A 16,851-nucleotide genomic window follows, 5' to 3' on the forward strand; every position below is an offset into this window, starting at 1 on the left:
GCCGGCACGGTTTCGCGGCATAATGCAAGCCTGTACCTACACCGATGCCGCTCCATGATGGTTGTTCCCCCACCTCCGCCCGCCGTTCCGCTCCCCTTGCCGTCGCCGGTGCCGTCGCCCTGCGTCAGCCTGTGCAAGATGAACCGCAACAGCGGCTTGTGCGAAGGCTGCCTGCGCACGCTCGACGAGATCATCGCCTGGAGCAAGGCCGACGACGACTTCAAGCGCGCCGTGTGGGCCGAATTGCCAGGACGCGAATCCCAGCTCGATTTCGAGCCCGACTACTGAGGAAGCCATGCCGCGATCGCCAGCGCTGTTCCCCGATGCCATGCAGGTGTTCGAACGCGGCTGGCTGTCGTCGAATAACATCCTGTTCCAGGGCCGGGACGACACGGCGCTGATCGACAGCGGCTATGCCACGCATGCGCCGCAAACGCTGGCCCTCCTGCGTCATAGCCTGGCTGGCCGTCCCCTGGACCGCCTGTTCAACACCCATCTGCATTCCGACCATTGCGGCGGCAACGCGCTGCTGCAAGCGGAATACGGCTGCCATACGGCCATTCCCGTGTCGGAGGCGGACAAGGTGCGCGCGTGGGACGTGGACGCCCTGAGTTTCCAGGCCACGGGCCAGCAATGTCCGCGCTTCGGCTTTGATGACACCGTCTCGCCCGGCGACACGTTGACGTTGGCCGACATGCGCTGGCAGGCGCTGGGCGCGCCGGGCCACGATCCGCACTCGCTGATTTTTTACTGCGCCGAGGAGGGCATCCTGATCTCCGCCGACGCGCTGTGGGAAAACGGCTTTGGCGTGATCTTCCCCGAACTCGATGGCGGCTCCGGCTTCCCTGAAGCGCGCGCCACGCTGGACCTGATCGCCAGCCTCGATGTGCAGGTCGTCATTCCCGGCCACGGGCGGCCGTTCCAGGACGCCGCCGGCGCCCTGCAGCGCGCGTATTCACGTCTCGATTACCTGGCGTCCGATCCCGTGCGCAATGCGCAGAATGCGGTGAAAGTGCTGCTGAAATTCCTGCTGCTGGAACGCCAGCGCATCGCCCTCGCCGAGATACCGACCCTGCTGCGGGGCATGCCCGTCTTCGAAGAGGCCAACCGGCGCTTCCTGCGCCAGGAGGCGGCCGCGCTGGCCGAGTGGGCCGTGTCGCAGCTGGTGAGGGCTACAGCGGCACGGATTGAGGGTGAGTACTTGCTTAACGAGGGCTGACACGGATAGGCGATAAATTCAGCACGACCGTACTTTTTCTGCACTATAATCAACGTTCAGTGTGTTTTTCACGTCCGATCAACTTTCCAGCGAGTCCGCCATGGCATTGCCTGTTGCGTTGCAAAACCTTTCCTTACCCGTTATCGCGTCGCCGATGTTCATCGCCAGCGGCCCGGCCCTCGTCGCGGCGCAGTGCAAGGCCGGCATCGTCGGTTCCTTCCCGGCCCTGAACGCGCGTCCCGCCGAATTGCTCGACACCTGGCTCACCGAGCTGCAGGCCGAGCTGGCCGCCTTCCAGGCCGCCAATCCCGATAAAAAAGTGGGACCGATCGCCGTCAACCAGATCGTGCACCAGTCGAACGACCGCCTCGCGCATGACGTGGAAGTGTGCGTGAAACACCAGATTCCCATCATCATTTCCTCGCTGCGCGCGCCGCCCAAGGAAATGCTCGACGCCATCCACAGCTATGGCGGCATCGTGCTGCATGACGTGATCTCGATCCGTCACGCGAAAAAGGCCCTGGAGGCGGGCGTCGATGGCTTGATCCTGGTCGCCAGCGGCGCCGGCGGCCACGCGGGCACCCTGTCGCCGTTCGCGCTGGTGGGCGAAGTGCGCAAGTTCTTCGACGGCCCGCTGGCGCTGTCCGGCTCCATCGCCACGGGCGACGCCGTGCTGGCCGCGCAAGCGATGGGCGCGGACTTTGCCTACATCGGCTCGCGCTGGCTGGCGACCAAGGAGTCGAACGTCAGCGATGGCTACCGCGACGCCATCGTCGATTCCAGCGCGGCCGACATCGTCTACACGAACCTGTTTACGGGCGTGCACGGGAATTATCTGAAAAAATCGATCGAAGCGGCCGGACTCGATCCGGAAGCCTTGCCCGAAGCGGACAAGAGCGCGATGAATTTCGGCTCCGGCAGCGCCAAGGCCTGGCGCGACATCTGGGGCGCGGGCCAGGGCGTGGGCTTGATGGATGACGTGCCGAGCGTGGAAGAGATGGTGGCGCGCCTGAAGGCCGAATACGATGCGGCGCGCGCGCGGTTGAAGCTGTAACGTTGGTGAGGATGTCGGATTACGCGCTGCGCGCTACTCCGACCTACTCGAACCTGGTGGCGTAGGTCGGATTAGCGCAGCGTAATCCGACAACCATCATGGATCACTGCTGCTTCAAATCCTCGGGCTTGATGGCCCACAGGCCCGGCAGGTTGCGCCAGTAGCCATACGCATCCATGCCGAAGCCGACGACGAAGCGGTTCGGGATCACCAGGCCGACGATGTCGGCTTGTACCGGCTTCTTCTTGCCGATGGCCTTGTCCGCGAAGACGGCCAGGATCACTTCCGAGGCGCCCATGTCCAGCAAGCGCTGCTTGACGTGCGCCAGGGTTTCGCCTTCGTCGAGAATATCGTCGAGCACGATGACGGTGCGGCCCGCAACATTCGAGCGGGGGATGACTTTCCACACCACTTCGCCACCCTTGTCGTCGTCGCCGTAGCGGCTCACGTGGATGTAGTCGAATTCGAGCGGAAAGCTCAGTTGCGGCAGCAGGCTGCCCGTAAACACGACGGCGCCGCCCATCACGCCCAGCACCAGCGGGAATTCTTTCGAATCGTCGGCGTTGAAGCGCGTATTGAGCACATCGGCCATGCGCGTGATCGACGCCTGCACGGCGTCTTGGTCGAACAGCAGTTCCGCGTTCTTGATCAGGTCACGGGCACGGTTGTGATGAAATTCTTGCATGGACTCTTGCATGGCGATGAATGGGGCTGATGGTCAATGCCGGTATTATCCCGCAAATCGGCCTTATTTGTAATCGCGCATGTCGTCGATAACTTTCCCATCCTGCGCCAGACTGCCCACGGCCACCAGCACTACGTCGCCGCGCAGCTTGGTCAGTTCGCGGATCGAGCCGATGATGGCTTCCACGCCGCTGGCGTCCGTCGGATCGTCGACTTCGCAATGCAAAGCCATCTCGTCGTTGGCCATGCGTCCCGACACCACCAGCCGCGCCTTCTTGATTTGCGGATGGCGGCGCGCGATCTCGTGCACCTGCGACGGATGCACGAACATGGCGCGCACCTTGGTGGTTTGATCCGCACGCCCCATCCAGCCCTTGATGCGCGTATTCGTGCGGCCGCACGGCGAGTCCGGCGCGTCCATCAGCACGGCTGACAGATCGCCCGTGGCGAAGCGGATCAGCGGATAGTCGGCATTGAAGACGGTGACGACGACTTCGCCCACTTCGCCCGGCGCGACGGGAATGCCGCTGCCCGGATGGACGATCTCGAGCAGCACGTTTTCGTCAACGACCATGCCCGGATTGAGCTTGCCATTGCTGGCCGTTTCATAGGCGATGCTGCCGATATCGGCCGAGGCATAGGTCTGGAACACGTGCGGCACGCCATTTTCGGCAAACCAGCTGCGCAAGGATTCGGGCAAGGCTTCCGCGCCCATCACGGCCTTGGTGACGCTGCTGATGTCGGCGCCCATTTCGCGCGCTTTCTCGATGATCAGTTTCAGAAATGACGGCGTGCCGATATACGTGTCCGGCTTCAGGTCCGCCATCGCCTGCACCTGCATTTCCGTCTGGCCGATGCCGGCCGGGATGACGGTGCAGCCGATGCGCGCGGCGCCCCCTTCGACCATGAAGGCGGCCGGCGTGAAGTGATACGAAAAGCAGTTCTGCAGCAAGCCGCCGGCGCGCACGCCGGCCGCATACATGGGCCGCGCGAAGCGCCACCAGTCAGGGCCGCGGCCTTCCGGATCGAAGATGGGGCCGGGTGAGACGAATACGCGCGATAGGGCGTTCTTTGGCGTCGTGTTCAAGCCGCCGAACGGCAGCGCGTCGTGCTGCAATTGCTTGAGGTCGGACTTGCGCGTCACGGGCAGCTGCGCCAGCGCGGCGCGGCTGGTGATGTCGGCCGCGGTGACGCCATCAAGGATGCGGGCCCAGCCCGGCGCCTTCTGCGCGCGCGCGATCAGCTGCGGCAGGCCGGCCATCAATTCGCTTTCACGCGCTTCGGGGGCGCGTGCTTCCAGACTGTCGAGCGTATCGGTCATGTTGCTGATTCTCCAATGTCACGTTGCATTTTTTTCGTCAGCCCCGCAACAATCAGGCTGTATGAGCGCTGCAGCAGGGCGGCCATTTCATCGTCGTCGAGGGCGTCGGGACTGGCGACCAGCACCCATTTGGCCCGCGCCAGGTAGGGTGCCGGGCGAAAACCGGGGCGGTCCGTCAATTCCAGGAAGCGTTCCGCATCGACCTTGAAGCTCATGCCGCGCGTGCTGTGCGCTTCCGCGCCGCATAGCGCGAACAGGCGGCCACCGACGGAAAACGCCAGCACGTTGCTCCACTTGATGTCTTCTGTCGCACCGGGAAAGCCGCGGCATACTTGCTTGGCCCGTTCCAGGTCCATGACGGCAACTCCGATGTCAGGCCAGCCAGCGCTTGCGGCGGCGGTAGAACTTCATGTCGCGGAAGCTCTTGCGCCCGGCGCTGGACACGCCCAGGTAAAACTCTTTGACGTCTTCGTTGCTGGCCAGTTCCTGCGCTTGCCCTTCCATCACGACGCGTCCGTTTTCCAGGATGTAGCCGAAGTCGGCGTAGCGCAGCGCCACGTTGGTGTTCTGTTCGGCCAGCAGGAAAGACACGTTTTCCTTGTGGTTCAGGTCCTTGACGATGCCGAAGATCTCTTCGACGATCTGCGGCGCGATGCCCATCGACGGCTCGTCCAGTAAAATCATCGATGGCTTGGCCATCAGCGCGCGGCCGATGGCGCACATCTGCTGTTCGCCGCCCGAGGTGTAGCCGGCCTGGCTGCTGCGCCGGGTTTTCAGGCGAGGGAAATAGTGATACACCTTTTCCAGCGCGTCTTTCAGCTCGCCGCGCGACAGGCTGCGCGTGTAGGCGCCCGTCAGGAGGTTTTCCTCGATGGTGAGGTGGCCGAAACAGTGGCGCCCTTCCATCACTTGCGACAGGCCCCGCTTGACCAGTTCATTCGGCGTCAATTGATCCACGCGCTCGCCCTTGAACTGGACTTCGCCCTTGGTGACGTCGCCCCGTTCGCCGCGCAACAGGGTCGAGATGGTTTTCAGGGTGGTCGACTTGCCGGCGCCGTTGGCGCCCAGGAGCGCCACGATCTTGCCTTGCGGGACTTGCAGCGACACGCCCTTCAGGACCAGGATCACGTGGTCGTAGATGACTTCGATATTGTTCACCGACAGGTAGGGCGGTGGCGTTTCCGGTGTTTGCGTGGCAGTGGGTGTCATGGCTGCTTCGTTTTCATAGGGTGTTGGCTTGTCGGATTACGGCCTGCGGCCTAATCCGACCTACGTCATATCCAGGTAGGTCGGATTAGCGCAACGCGCGTAATCCGACACCACCATCGGCAGCGATTTACTTCATGCACGCTGGCGTGATCTTTTTCTCTTCGGCGTACTTGTTCGACGATTCCTCGACCAGCTTGCGCACCAGGGCCTTGTCGCCGACGATCCATTTCGGCGTGATGGCGGTCCATTTCTTGCCATCCCACTGCTGCACTTTCACGGCGCCCGAGCCTTCATGGTCGTCGCAGCTGGTTTTCACGGTCGGGAACATGCCCAGCGCGCCGACGGCCTTCTGGCGCGCATCGTCGACGTTCAGGTTTTCCAGGCCCCAGCGCATCTGCTCGCCCGTGATCGGTTTGCCCTTGCCGAATTTTTCCTGCGCCACGCGGATCGCTTCCACCCACAGGATGCCGGCCGTCACGCCGCGCATGTGGTAGACGGAGCCGATGCGCGACTGGTCGGACAGGTTGCCCTTGCCGGACGCGTAGAGTTTCTTGCGGATGTCGTCGAGCACGGGGTAGTTGCCCGGCGTATTGAACGTCATCGCCGTGTAGCCCTTGGCCGCATCGCCCGATGGAATCGTGTCTTCCTCGGAGCCGGCCCACCAGACGCCCAGCATTTTGTCGCGCGGAAAGCCGTTGCGCTGCGCCGTCTTGATGGCAACGGAATTCATCACGCCCCAGCCCCACAGGATCACGTGGTCCGGCTTGGCCTGGCGGATCTGCAGCCATTGCGATTGCTGTTCGCTGCCTGGCGGCGCGACGGGAATTTTCACCAGCTCGAAGCCGTACTGTTTCGACAGCGCTTCGAGCACGGGCAGCGGCTCCTTGCCGAAGGCCGAATCGTGGTACAGGTGGACGATCTTCTTGCCTTTCAGCTTGTCCATGCCGCCATCCTTGTCGCCCAGGTACTTGATCATGGCGGCGGCCTGGCTCCAGTAGCTGGAGATCAGCGGATACACATACGGGAAGACCTTGCCGTTGGCGGCGTCCGAGCGGCCGTAGCCGATCATCGTCATGGGGATCTTGTCTTGCGCCACGCGGTCCAGGATGCCGTAGGCGACGCCGGTGGACAGGGTTTCGACCAGGGTGGCGCCGCCCTGCTTGGTTTTCAGGCGTTCATAGCATTCGACGCCGCGCGACGGGTTGTATTCGGTTTCGCATTCTTCCCAGCTGATCTTGACGCCATTCACGCCGCCGGCCTGGTTGACCAGGTTGAAGTAGTCGATGATGCCGCCGTAGAAACCGGAGCCGCCGGCCGCGTACGGACCCACGCGGTAGGACGGCAGGGCGATGTACTGTTCCTTGTCCTGGGCTTGCGCGCTGCCGGCCATGGTGAGTGCGGCACTGGCGATGGCGGCGGCCAGCATGAGCGATTTGATGTGTTTCATTGTGTGTCTCCTCTTGTTTTATTTGATTTCAAGTCAATCGACATCAGACAGCAAGGTACAAATTCCTAGTGCGGGAAAGGCCACAGGCGCAGTTTCTCCTTCGCGATCTGCCACAGCCTGGCCAGGCCGTGCGGTTCGACGATCAGGAAGAAAATGATCAGCGCGCCGAACACCATCAGTTCCAGGTTCGAAGCCACGCTGGTCGGCAATGCCAGGCCATGCGCGATGGTGTTCAGGAAGACGGGCAGCAGCACGATGAAGGCCGCGCCGAGGAAGGAACCGAGGATCGAGCCGACGCCGCCGATGATGATCATGAACAGGATACGGAAGGACAGGTCCAGGTTGTACGCTTCCGGCTCCACCGTGCCCAGGTAGGCATACGCATACAGCGCGCCGGCCACGCCGCAGTAGAACGAGCTGACGGCAAAGGCCAGCAGCTTGGTGCGCATCAGGCGGAAACCGATCACTTCGGCCGCCATGTCCATGTCGCGCACGGCCATCCACGAGCGGCCCACGTTCGAGCGGATCATGTTCTTGGCCAGCAGCGCCATGCCGGCGACAATCGCCAGCACCAGCAGGTATTTGCTTTGCGGCGTGTCGAACTGGTAGCCGAGGATGGTCATTTTCTGCACCGTGATCACGCCCGAGGAGCTGTAGTTGGTGAGATACGGGATCTTGGTCAGGCACCAGACGACAAAGAACTGCGTCGCCAGGGTGGAGGCCGCCAGGTAAAAGCCGCGGATGCGCAGGGAAGGCAGGCCGAAGGCGATGCCCACCATGGCCGCGCACAGGCCGCCGAGGATGAACGACACCAGCAGCGGCAAGCCTGGCAGGCGGGCCATGAAGTTATACGAGGCAAAGGCGCCCACGGCCATGAAGGCGGCCGTGCCCAGCGACAGCTGGCCCGCGTAACCGGTGAGGATGTTCAGGCCCAGTGCTGCCAGGGCGAAGATCAGGAAGGGAATCAGGATCGCCGACAGCATGTAGGGCGAGGCGAAATACGGCAGGAGGAAGACGGCGACGAGAAGCGTGGCCGTCAGCGCCAGGCGGTCTTGCCGGATCGGGAAAATCTGGTTGTCAGCCTGGTAACTGGTCTTGAATTGTCCTGCTTCACGGTAAATCATGGCGTGTCCTTTGCTGGCTGTTTTGGCTGTTGTCGGGTTACGCGCCATGCGCTAACCCGACCTACGATGCTGTTACGGTGGCGTTATATTCGCCGGATGATCTTCTCGCCGAACAGGCCTTCCGGCCGCACCAGCAGGAACAGCAGGGCCAGCACATACGGGAACCAGCCTTCGATGCCGCCGCCCACCATGGGGCCGAGGTAGACTTCGGCCAGTTTTTCCGACGCGCCGATGATCAGGCCACCGACGATGGCGCCCGGCACCGACGTAAAGCCGCCGAGGATCAGCACCGGCAGCGCTTTCAAGGCGATGAAGGTGAGGGCGAACTGCACGCCGTTGCGCGCGCCCCACAGCAAGCCGGCCACCATGGCCACCAGGCCCGCCACGCCCCACACGACGGCCCAGATGCGCTGCAGCGGGATGCCGACCGCCAGTGCCGCCTGGTGGTCATCTGCGACGGCGCGCAGGGCGCGGCCCACCTTGGTTTTCGAGAACAGCAAGGCCAGGCAGATCACCAGCAGCGCGCAGATGCCGGCCGCCATCAGGTCGAACTGCGAGATGTTGATGTCGAAGCGGTCCATCAAAAACTGCATCGGCACGTCTTCGATGGGCAGGTCCAGCTTGTGCACTTGGGAGCCCCACATCAGCTGCGCCAGGCCTTCGATGAAAAAGGTCAGGCCGATGGTGGCCATGAACAGCGTGATTTCCGGCTGGTTGACGAGCGGGCGCAAGACCACCCGTTCAATCGCCATGCCCAGCACGATCATGGTGAGCATCGTCAGCGGGATGGCCAGCCACAGCGACAGGCCGAACTTGTCCATGATGCCGACGCAGGTGAGGGCGGCGAAAAACACCATCGCTCCCTGCGCGAAGTTGAACACGCCCGACGCCTTGTAGATCAGGACAAAGCCGATCGCCACCAGCGCATACATGATGCCCGACAGCAGGCCGCCGATCAGCACTTCAAAGAAAAAATTGATATTCATTGCTATTCCTCGTCTAGTGCGCCACGCCGAGATAGGCGTTGATGACATCCTGGTTGCTGCGCACCTCGTCGGGCGTGCCGTCGCCGATCTTCTTGCCGTAATCGAGCACCACCACGCGGTCGGAGATATCCATCACCACGCCCATGTCGTGCTCGATCAGCACGATGGTCGTGCCCAGCTGGTCATTGACGTCGAGGATGAAGCGGCACATGTCCTGCTTTTCTTCCACGTTCATGCCGGCCATCGGTTCATCGAGCAGCAAAATTTCCGGTTCGGCCACCAGCGCGCGGCCCAGCTCCACGCGCTTTTGCAGGCCGTAGGGCAGGCGTCCCACGGGCGTCTTGCGGATGGCCTGGATTTCCAGGAAGTCGATGATTTCTTCTGCCTTCTTGCGGTGCTCGATTTCCTCGCGCCGCGCCGGGCCCCAGTACAGGGCTTGCAAGAGGAAATTCGATTTCATCTTCAGGTTGCGTCCCGTCATGATGTTGTCGAGCACCGTCATGCCTTTAAAAAGGGCGATGTTCTGGAAGGTGCGCGCGATGCCGGACTTGGCGGCCGCATAGCAATCCATGCCGCGCCGGTGTTCGCCCCGGTAGATGATTTCTCCCTGCTGCGGGCGGTACACGCCGTTGATCACGTTGAGCATCGAGCTTTTGCCGGCGCCGTTCGGGCCGATGATGGCGCGGATTTCATGCTGCTTGACGTCAAACGAGATGTCGGTCAGCGCCTTCACACCGCCAAACGACAGGGAGATGTTCTTCAGGTCGAGGATCACGGGGCCCGCCTTGCGGGCCGTGCCGAAATGGGCGTCGGGTTCGTTCATTTGCATCGTGCTGTGCTCCATCATGCGGCCAGGCCCTGGGGCCGATACGTTTTGCTGTCCCAGATCTGCAGGTCGGCGCTGGTTGAACCGGTGCGGCCATCCTCGAATTTCACCTGGGTCTCGATGTATTGCGTTGCCTTGCCCTCATACAGGGCGGAAATGAGCACCGCGTACTTTTCGGCGATGAATTTGCGGCGCACCTTGCGGGTGCGGGTCAGCTCATCGTCGTCCGGATCGAGTTCCTTGTGCAGCACGAGGAAGCGGTGCACCTGCGTGCGGTCCATCAGCGGGTCGGCCGCCAGTTCCGCGTTGACTTGCTCGATGCAGTCGCGGATCAGGCCATAGGTCTCGGCGCGCGCCGCCAGGTCGGTGTAGCCGGAGTAGGCGATGCCGCGCCGCTCGGACCAGTTGCCCACCGCTTCGATGTCGATATTGATGAAGGCGCACACCTGGTCGCGCGCATGGCCGAAGGCCACCACTTCCTTGATGAAGGGGAAGAACTTGAGTTTGTTTTCGATGTAGTTGGGGGCGAACATGGCGCCGCAATTCATCTTGCCGACGTCGGCCGCGCGGTCGATGATTTTCAGATGGCCTTCGCTGTCGAACACGCCCGCGTCGCCCGTATGGAAATAGCCGTCGTTGTCGATCACTTCGGCGGTGGCGTCGGGGCGCCGGAAGTAGCCGCTCATGGTGGCCGGCGACTTGACCAGCACTTCGCCATTCGCCGCCAGCTTGACTTCCACGCCCGGCGCCGGCAAGCCGACACTGTCGAACTTGATATTGCCGTCCGGTTGCAGACAGACATAGGCGCAGGTTTCGGTCGAGCCGTACAGCTGCTTGAGATTGACGCCGATGGAGCGGTAGAAGCGGAACAGGTCGGGGCCGATGGCGGCGCCGGCGGTATAAGCCACGCGCACGCGCGACAGTCCCAGCACGTTTTTCAGGGGGCCGTAGACGAGCAGCTCGCCCAGCTTGTAGCTGAGGCGGTCCGCCAGCGAAACTGGCTTGCCATCCAGGATCTGCGCGCCGCAGCGCTTGGCCACGTCCATGAAATGGCTGAACATGTGGCGCTTGATGCTGCTGGCGTCTTCCATGCGTATCATCACGCTGGTGAGCATGTTTTCGAACACGCGCGGCGGCGCAAAGTAGCAGGTGGGGCCGATTTCGCGCATGTCGATCATCACCGTGTCGCCCGATTCGGGGCAGTTGACGGTAAAGCCGGCCACCATGGCCTGCGCCAGCGAGAACAGGCAGTCGCCCACCCACGCCATGGGCAGGTAGGACAGGATGTCTTCCTCGTCGGTGAGCTTGTCGAAGGCGACGCCGCCAACGCCGGCAGCCAGCAGCGCCGTGTGGCTCTGGCATACGCCCTTCGGCTTGCCCGTGGTGCCCGAGGTGTACAGGATCACGGCGGAGTCGCTCCCTTGGCCCGCTGCCACGGCGGCGTCGAAAAAGCCCGGGTGTTCGCGGTCATAGGCCCGGCCCAGCACCTGCAGGGCGGCAAAGGACATCAGTTCCGGCTGGCGATAATGGCGCATGCCCCGTTCATCGTCATAGGCGATGTGGGCGACGTGCGGATACAGCGCTTTGAGTTCGAGCAGCTTGTCGACCTGCTCCTGGTCTTCGACGATGGCGTAGCGGATGTCCGCATCCTGCAGCACGTAGGCCATGTCGGCGGCCGGCGCGTCCTGGTACAGTGGCACGGGCACGCCGCCCAGGCTTTGCGCCGCCAGCATGGCCCAGTACAGGCGGGGACGATTATCGCCGATGATGGCCAGGTTCATGCCACGCTGGAAGCCGATGGCTGCCAGGCCGCAGGCCAGCGCGCGTACTTCCTCGTTGACTTCAAGCCAGGTCCAGGTTTGCCAGATGCCCAGGTATTTTTCGCGAAATGCGGGCTTGTCGGATCGTACTGTCCCGTGTTGCAATAAGCGCCGCGGAAAAGTCGGCATTGCTGCTGTGGTATTCGTTTGCACCAGTGTCTCCCTGTTGCTTGTCTCAGGCCCCACCTCGTTGGATGGCGCTCTGTGTTTTTTATGTGTAAGGCGTTTGTGCAATGATAGTAGCTTGCGTTAGTTTGCCAAGTTGTCTTTTCGGGGACATTTACCCACTTTTCGATGGTGCATCGCACAATGACCAATCCTGATATCAGCCTCAAGGATGCCGTGCGCGCGGCCCACTGGGCACAGCTGCTCGATCCCGTTCAACTGGCCAGGGTCGAGGCGGATGTGTTTGAAACCTTCGTGCCGAAAGGCGGCTTTGTCTGCCGCAAGGGCGAGCCCGTGGACAACTGGATCGGCGTCATCAGCGGCATGGTCAAGATGAATAATTTTTCCGCTTCCGGCAAGGCCATGACCTTTATCGGCGTGCCGCCCGGCAGCTGGTTCGGAGAAGGTTCATTGCTGAAGAATGAAATCCGCAAATACGACACCATGGCCCTGCGCGACACGCGCGTGGCGCGCCTGCCCGGCGCCACCTTCCACTGGCTGCTGGAAACGAGCCTGCCATTCACGCGCTTCCTGCTGATGCAGCTCAACGAGCGCCTGGGCCAGTTCATCGGCATGGTGGAAAACGAACGCCTGCTTGACTTGAACACGCGCGTGGCGCGCTGCCTGGCCTCGATGTTCAATTCGCACTTGTACCCGGGCGTGGAAACCTTGGTGCAGCTGTCGCAGGAAGAAATCGGGCTGTTGTCCGGCTCTTCGCGCCAGCGCGCCAACCAGGCCTTGCAAGTGCTGGAAAAAAAAGGTTTATTGCGCCTCGATTACGGCGGCATCCGCGTGCTGGACCTGGAGGGCTTGCGCCGCTATGAGGCCGATGATGGCGAATGAGGTGTCGATGGACGAGGTGCGGCAGCTGACGGAGCAGCACTACCAGTCGTTCCTGCAGGCGCGCCTGGCTGGCGCCAAGGCCCTGGCGCGGCTCGATGCGGCCATGCAGGCGCGCCACGCCGTGCTGCCGATGCCGATTACCCTGCGCGAACTGGCCTTGCTGCCGCAATTGCGCGATGCCTCCCTGCTGGCGCTGGCCCGCTCGCCGCACAGCGGGCACTGGAGCCGCGACGACATCGGCGATACGGATCCCGCGCAAGAGCTGGCCGGCGACGCCGCGTATGCGGATTTTGCGCGCGTCATCCTGGAAGAAGCGGCTGCGCACGTCGCCGCCATCCACGCGGGCCAGCTGCCGTATGTGGCCGATGCGGCCTTTGCCACGGCCGATTCCGGCGTGCTGGCGCGCGCCGCGCGGGTGGCTGCCTACCGCGATGACGCATGGTTCGCGCCCGTCATCGCCACCTTGCTGCCGCAGGTATGCGTGGCGCCCGGCACGGCGAAAAGCGCGCCGTCGCAGTCGCTGGCCATGGCGCTGGGCCATGGCGTGGAAACCATCCCCACCCAGGCAAGCCTGGAAGCCCTGCGCGCGGCGCTGGACCAGGTGCGCCACGCGGGCATCCGGAAAAAACTCGAACGCAACCTGAAACCGGCGGAAAAGGCGTTGCGGGCGCGCAGTGCCTTACCCGGGCTAATCGGGGTATCATAGGCGCTTCCCAGCACCGCTTTTTCCGTCCCCATGCAGACACCTGACCAAGCCACTCCCGCCTCCCGTTTGTCGCAACTGCGCGGCGCCATGCGCGCGCAGCACATCGACGCCCTGATCGTGCCCTCGGCCGACCCGCACTTGTCCGAGTATCTGCCGGCCCGCTGGCAGGGCCGCGAGTGGCTGTCGGGCTTTACGGGTTCCGTCGGCACCCTGGTCGTGACGCAGGATTTCGCCGGCGTGTGGACCGATGGCCGCTATTGGGAACAGGCGGAGGACGAACTGGCCGGTAGCGGCATCGTCCTGAAGAAAATCCCGTCCGGCGCCAGCGTGCTGTATATCGACTGGCTGGGCGAAACCATGCAGCCGGGGCAGACGGTGGCCGTCGATGGCGCCGTGCTGGGCCTGGCCAATGCGCGCCTGCTGCAACAGGCGCTGGGCGCGCAAGTGATCCTGCGCACGGACACCGATGTGCTGCAAGCCGTGTGGCCGGATCGTCCGGCCATGCCCGCCGCACCCGTGTTCGAGCATGCGGCCGCGTATCCCTCGCTGTCGCGCACGCAAAAACTGGCGGCCCTGCGCGCCAGCATGGCGGCCCAAGGCGCCAGCCACCATGTGATTTCCACCCTCGACGATATCGCCTGGCTGTTCAACCTGCGCGGCGCCGACGTCAATTACAACCCCGTCTTCCTCGCGCATGCGCTGGTGGGACCCGAGCGCGCCACGCTGTTCGTCGCCGACGGCAAGGTGCCGGCGGCCCTGCGCGCCACCCTGGAGAGCGAGGGCGTGGACGTGGCCGCGTATGACCGTGCCGGCGCTGCATTGGCCGCCTTGCCGGCCGGCGCCACCTTGCTGCTCGACCCGCGCCGCATCACGTTCGGCACGCGCCAGGCCGTGGCCGATGGCGTGCAGGTGGTCGAATCGATCAACCCGACCACCCTGGCCAAGTCGCGCAAGACCGACGGCGAAGCGGCGCACGTGCGCGCCGCCATGGAGCAGGATGGCGCCGCCCTGTGCGAGTTTTTCAGCTGGCTGGATCGCACCCTGGCCGACCCGCAGCGCGCACCGTTGACGGAAATCGGCGTCGACGAGCACCTGACGGCCGCCCGCGCGCGCCGCGCCGGGTTTGTCAGCCCCAGTTTCGGCACCATCGCCGGCTTCAATGCGCATGGCGCCATCATGCATTACCACGCCCATGCGGGCAGCGAGGCTACCATCGAAGGCGACGGCTTGCTGCTGATCGACTCGGGCGGCCAGTATTGGGGCGGCACCACGGATATCACCCGCGTGGTCCCCGTCGGCACGATCACGGCAGAGCACAAGCGCGATTTCACCCTGGTCTTGCGCAGCATGATCGCCCTGTCGCGCGCGCAATTCCCGCGCGGCGTGAAGTCGCCCATGCTGGACTCGATTGCGCGCGCGCCCCTGTGGGCCGAGGGCATCGATTTCGGTCATGGCACGGGCCACGGCGTGGGCTTTTTCCTCAACGTCCACGAAGGGCCGCAATCGATTTCCCAGTCCGCCATGCCGGAGCCGCAGACGGCCATGGAACCTGGCATGATCACTTCCATCGAGCCGGGCATCTACCGTCCCGGCCAGTGGGGCATCCGCATCGAGAACCTGGTGCTGAACGTCCCGGCAGGGACGACGCAGTTTGGCGAATTTTTGCGTTTTGAAACCCTGACCCTGTGCCCGATCGACACGCGCTGCGTGGAGCGCTCGCTGTTGCGCGACGACGAGGCGGCCTGGCTCAACGACTATCACGCGACCGTGCGCGCGCGCCTCGCGCCGCACCTGGCCGCGCCGGCCGATGCGCCTGCGCTGGCGTGGCTGGAACAGCGCACGGGAGCCATCTGATGCGCTCGACCCGCGCCACGTCCGCCATCGAGCGGCTCAAGGAACGCACCGGCCAGCGCCTCTACACGATGGCGCGCACCGGCGATGAACTGTTCTTCCTCACGGAAGGGCCGGGCTTGCCGCCTTTGTGCCCGCCGCTGGAACTGGACGCCTTTGTCGCCTTCGTCAATGGCCTGGGGCCGCAAAAGGCGCGCCGCGTCAGCAAGCTTGACGTGGCGTTTGAAAAGCAGCTGAGCAAAAAGCCCTAAATGCCGACCATCGACTTCCTGCGCGCCTACTGGTCGCCGGCCGAGCTGGCGACGAATGGCGTGATCCTGCTGAACCTGCTGGGCGCGCTGCTGCTGGGCTTGTTGGTTGGCTATGAACGCTCGTATCACGGGCGCGCGGCGGGCATGCGCACCTACAGCCTTGTCTGCATGGCCTCGGCCGCGCTGACGGTGCTGGGCGGCTATCCCGAGTTCTGGTACGGCGGCCATGGCGCCATCGTCGGCAGCGACCCCACGCGCGTCATCCAGGGTATCGTCACGGGCGTGGGTTTTCTCGGCGCCGGCGTCATCATGCGCGAGGGTTTCAATATCAGCGGCCTGACGACGGCCGCCTCGATCTGGGCCTCGTCCGTGATCGGCATCATGGTCGGCATCGGCTTTTATCTGTCGGCCATGGGCCTGGCCTTCCTGTGCGCGATGGCGATGATTTTTCTGTCAAAATTGGAGAACTGGCTGCCGTCGCGCCACGCGGTGGCCATCACCATGCGCTTCCGCCAGGGGTTTATTCCGCGTGAAGATGCGCTGCGGCGCATGGCGGCCAAGCGCGGCTACGACATCGCCAGCGGTTCGCTGACCATCGGCAGCAACGAAGGCATGCAGGAATGGCGCTTCGTCGCCATCGCGCATGGCAAGAACACGGGCGCCAGCCTGTCCGCCATGTCGGCCGAACTGGCCGCTTTCGAAGGCATCGCCGGCTTCCAGCTGTCGCATGCCCGTAATTGACATGGATGCTGAGAGGATGGATATGGATGCACAGGCCCAAGAGGTACTCGATTTCTGGTTCCTGCCGCCGGATAACCCGGATTACGGCCAGTCGCGCATGGAATGGTTCCGCAAGGATGACGGCTTCGACGCGCAGATACGCGAACGTTTCGGCGCGCTGATCGATGCCGCCATCGAGGGTGGCTTGCGCGAGTGGGACACGGCGCCGCACGGCGCGCTGGCGCGCCTCATCGTGCTCGATCAATTCACGCGCAATGTGTATCGCGGCACGCCGCGCGCCTTTGCTGGCGACGCCCGGGCGCTGGCGCTGGCTCTATCCTTGACCGAGCAAGGCCTTGATCAGCAGCTGCCGCCGATGCTGCGCGCCTTCGCCTACCTGCCGTTCGAACACGCGGAAGACCTGGCCATGCAGGCGCGCGCCGTCGAGCTGTTCCAGCTGCTGTCGCAGGCGCAGCCCGGCTTTGACGGCATGCTCGACTACGCCGAGCGGCACCAGGAAGTGATCGCCCGCTTTGGCCGCTTCCCGCACCGTAACGCCATCCTGGGCCGCGCTTCCACGTCGCAGGAGCTGGAATTCCTGCGCCAGCCGGGATCAAGTTTCTAG

Annotated in this window: 18 protein-coding genes; 9 read left to right on the plus strand and 9 right to left on the minus strand. The window is 63.7% G+C overall.

Annotated elements, in window-relative coordinates; translation table 11 throughout:
• Positions 1-54 precede the first annotated feature (54 nt).
• The 3 genes from CSQ91_RS22960 to CSQ91_RS22970 all read left to right on the plus strand — a co-directional run bounded on the left by CSQ91_RS22960 (position 55) and on the right by CSQ91_RS22970 (position 2,273).
• Positions 55-288, plus strand: coding sequence for a DUF1289 domain-containing protein (locus CSQ91_RS22960; RefSeq protein ID WP_257217450.1), 234 nt, complete (start codon positions 55-57; stop codon positions 286-288).
• Positions 289-295: 7 nt separating this feature from the next.
• Complete coding sequence (locus tag CSQ91_RS22965; RefSeq protein WP_099389735.1) at positions 296-1,219, plus strand: MBL fold metallo-hydrolase; 924 nt, start codon at positions 296-298, stop codon at positions 1,217-1,219.
• Between the two features lie 100 nt (positions 1,220-1,319).
• Complete coding sequence (locus CSQ91_RS22970; RefSeq protein WP_034752807.1) at positions 1,320-2,273, plus strand: NAD(P)H-dependent flavin oxidoreductase; 954 nt, start codon at positions 1,320-1,322, stop codon at positions 2,271-2,273.
• Positions 2,274-2,376: 103 nt separating this feature from the next.
• On the opposite strand, the gene CSQ91_RS22975 is transcribed toward CSQ91_RS22970, so the two are convergent.
• The 9 genes from CSQ91_RS22975 to CSQ91_RS23015 all read right to left on the minus strand — a co-directional run bounded on the left by CSQ91_RS22975 (position 2,377) and on the right by CSQ91_RS23015 (position 11,819).
• On the minus strand, positions 2,377-2,958 hold the full coding sequence (locus CSQ91_RS22975) for a hypoxanthine-guanine phosphoribosyltransferase (protein WP_034783782.1): 582 nt from the start codon (positions 2,956-2,958) through the stop codon (positions 2,377-2,379).
• A gap of 63 nt (positions 2,959-3,021) precedes the next feature.
• On the minus strand, positions 3,022-4,278 hold the full coding sequence (locus CSQ91_RS22980; protein WP_034783780.1) for a phenylacetate--CoA ligase family protein: 1,257 nt from the start codon (positions 4,276-4,278) through the stop codon (positions 3,022-3,024).
• Positions 4,275-4,634, minus strand: a complete 360-nt coding sequence (locus CSQ91_RS22985) for an MmcQ/YjbR family DNA-binding protein (RefSeq protein ID WP_034783779.1) — start codon at positions 4,632-4,634, stop codon at positions 4,275-4,277. The genes CSQ91_RS22980 and CSQ91_RS22985 overlap by 4 nt, the downstream gene beginning before the upstream one ends.
• Before the next feature lie 16 nt (positions 4,635-4,650).
• Positions 4,651-5,487 (minus strand): ABC transporter ATP-binding protein, encoded by an 837-nt coding sequence (locus tag CSQ91_RS22990; protein ID WP_070258366.1) that lies wholly within the window; start codon positions 5,485-5,487, stop codon positions 4,651-4,653.
• 127 nt (positions 5,488-5,614) lie between these two features.
• Positions 5,615-6,934, minus strand: a complete 1,320-nt coding sequence (locus CSQ91_RS22995) for an ABC transporter substrate-binding protein (RefSeq protein ID WP_034783778.1) — start codon at positions 6,932-6,934, stop codon at positions 5,615-5,617.
• Between the two features lie 65 nt (positions 6,935-6,999).
• The gene (locus CSQ91_RS23000) at positions 7,000-8,058 is read right to left on the minus strand and encodes a branched-chain amino acid ABC transporter permease (protein WP_034752817.1); all 1,059 of its coding nucleotides are present in this window, start codon (positions 8,056-8,058) and stop codon (positions 7,000-7,002) included.
• Positions 8,059-8,141: 83 nt separating this feature from the next.
• Complete coding sequence (locus CSQ91_RS23005) at positions 8,142-9,038, minus strand: branched-chain amino acid ABC transporter permease (RefSeq protein ID WP_180278503.1); 897 nt, start codon at positions 9,036-9,038, stop codon at positions 8,142-8,144.
• Between the two features lie 19 nt (positions 9,039-9,057).
• Positions 9,058-9,873: an ABC transporter ATP-binding protein gene (locus CSQ91_RS23010; RefSeq protein ID WP_034753577.1), complete on the minus strand. Its 816-nt coding sequence runs from the start codon at positions 9,871-9,873 to the stop codon at positions 9,058-9,060.
• A gap of 14 nt (positions 9,874-9,887) precedes the next feature.
• Positions 9,888-11,819 (minus strand): AMP-binding protein, encoded by a 1,932-nt coding sequence (locus CSQ91_RS23015; RefSeq protein WP_099389738.1) that lies wholly within the window; start codon positions 11,817-11,819, stop codon positions 9,888-9,890.
• Positions 11,820-11,999: 180 nt separating this feature from the next.
• Here CSQ91_RS23015 and CSQ91_RS23020 point away from each other — a divergent pair, with 180 nt between their 5' ends.
• From CSQ91_RS23020 to CSQ91_RS23045, 6 genes are read left to right on the plus strand one after another with little or no spacing between them, the layout of a single operon-like run.
• Complete coding sequence (locus CSQ91_RS23020) at positions 12,000-12,698, plus strand: Crp/Fnr family transcriptional regulator (RefSeq protein WP_034783773.1); 699 nt, start codon at positions 12,000-12,002, stop codon at positions 12,696-12,698.
• A complete protein-coding gene (locus CSQ91_RS23025; protein WP_143451082.1) occupies positions 12,685-13,404 on the plus strand; it encodes a hypothetical protein in 720 nt (239 codons plus the stop codon). Before CSQ91_RS23020 ends, CSQ91_RS23025 begins: the two co-directional genes overlap by 14 nt.
• Positions 13,405-13,434: 30 nt before the next feature.
• A complete protein-coding gene (locus CSQ91_RS23030) occupies positions 13,435-15,258 on the plus strand; it encodes an aminopeptidase P family protein (protein ID WP_099389740.1) in 1,824 nt (607 codons plus the stop codon).
• Positions 15,258-15,506: a hypothetical protein gene (locus tag CSQ91_RS23035; protein WP_070258377.1), complete on the plus strand. Its 249-nt coding sequence runs from the start codon at positions 15,258-15,260 to the stop codon at positions 15,504-15,506. The genes CSQ91_RS23030 and CSQ91_RS23035 overlap by 1 nt, the downstream gene beginning before the upstream one ends.
• Entirely contained in the window at positions 15,507-16,247 is a 741-nt protein-coding gene (locus CSQ91_RS23040; protein WP_034783768.1) for an MgtC/SapB family protein, read from the plus strand. It abuts the gene before it with no gap.
• A gap of 16 nt (positions 16,248-16,263) precedes the next feature.
• A complete protein-coding gene (locus CSQ91_RS23045; protein ID WP_099389741.1) occupies positions 16,264-16,851 on the plus strand; it encodes a DUF924 family protein in 588 nt (195 codons plus the stop codon).

It is taken from the genome of Janthinobacterium sp. BJB301 (assembly GCF_002735685.1).
Taxonomy (GTDB): Bacteria; Pseudomonadota; Gammaproteobacteria; order Burkholderiales; family Burkholderiaceae_D; genus Janthinobacterium; species Janthinobacterium lividum.

Excerpts from the sequence above, each read along its gene's own strand:
- CSQ91_RS22995 (WP_034783778.1), bottom strand. The coding sequence starts at position 6,934 with ATGAAACACATCAAATCGCTCATGCTGGCCGCCGCCATCGCCAGTGCC.
- CSQ91_RS23030 (WP_099389740.1), top strand. The coding sequence starts at position 13,435 with ATGCAGACACCTGACCAAGCCACTCCCGCCTCCCGTTTGTCGCAACTG.
- CSQ91_RS22975 (WP_034783782.1), bottom strand. The coding sequence starts at position 2,958 with ATGCAAGAATTTCATCACAACCGTGCCCGTGACCTGATCAAGAACGCG.
- CSQ91_RS22980 (WP_034783780.1), bottom strand. The coding sequence starts at position 4,278 with ATGACCGATACGCTCGACAGTCTGGAAGCACGCGCCCCCGAAGCGCGT.
- CSQ91_RS23020 (WP_034783773.1), top strand. The coding sequence starts at position 12,000 with ATGACCAATCCTGATATCAGCCTCAAGGATGCCGTGCGCGCGGCCCAC.
- CSQ91_RS22985 (WP_034783779.1), bottom strand. The coding sequence starts at position 4,634 with ATGGACCTGGAACGGGCCAAGCAAGTATGCCGCGGCTTTCCCGGTGCG.
- CSQ91_RS23010 (WP_034753577.1), bottom strand. The coding sequence starts at position 9,873 with ATGCAAATGAACGAACCCGACGCCCATTTCGGCACGGCCCGCAAGGCG.
- CSQ91_RS22965 (WP_099389735.1), top strand. The coding sequence starts at position 296 with ATGCCGCGATCGCCAGCGCTGTTCCCCGATGCCATGCAGGTGTTCGAA.
- CSQ91_RS23025 (WP_143451082.1), top strand. The coding sequence starts at position 12,685 with ATGATGGCGAATGAGGTGTCGATGGACGAGGTGCGGCAGCTGACGGAG.
- CSQ91_RS22970 (WP_034752807.1), top strand. The coding sequence starts at position 1,320 with ATGGCATTGCCTGTTGCGTTGCAAAACCTTTCCTTACCCGTTATCGCG.
- CSQ91_RS23040 (WP_034783768.1), top strand. The coding sequence starts at position 15,507 with ATGCCGACCATCGACTTCCTGCGCGCCTACTGGTCGCCGGCCGAGCTG.
- CSQ91_RS22960 (WP_257217450.1), top strand. The coding sequence starts at position 55 with ATGATGGTTGTTCCCCCACCTCCGCCCGCCGTTCCGCTCCCCTTGCCG.
- CSQ91_RS23035 (WP_070258377.1), top strand. The coding sequence starts at position 15,258 with ATGCGCTCGACCCGCGCCACGTCCGCCATCGAGCGGCTCAAGGAACGC.
- CSQ91_RS22990 (WP_070258366.1), bottom strand. The coding sequence starts at position 5,487 with ATGACACCCACTGCCACGCAAACACCGGAAACGCCACCGCCCTACCTG.
- CSQ91_RS23015 (WP_099389738.1), bottom strand. The coding sequence starts at position 11,819 with ATGCCGACTTTTCCGCGGCGCTTATTGCAACACGGGACAGTACGATCC.
- CSQ91_RS23045 (WP_099389741.1), top strand. The coding sequence starts at position 16,264 with ATGGATATGGATGCACAGGCCCAAGAGGTACTCGATTTCTGGTTCCTG.
- CSQ91_RS23000 (WP_034752817.1), bottom strand. The coding sequence starts at position 8,058 with ATGATTTACCGTGAAGCAGGACAATTCAAGACCAGTTACCAGGCTGAC.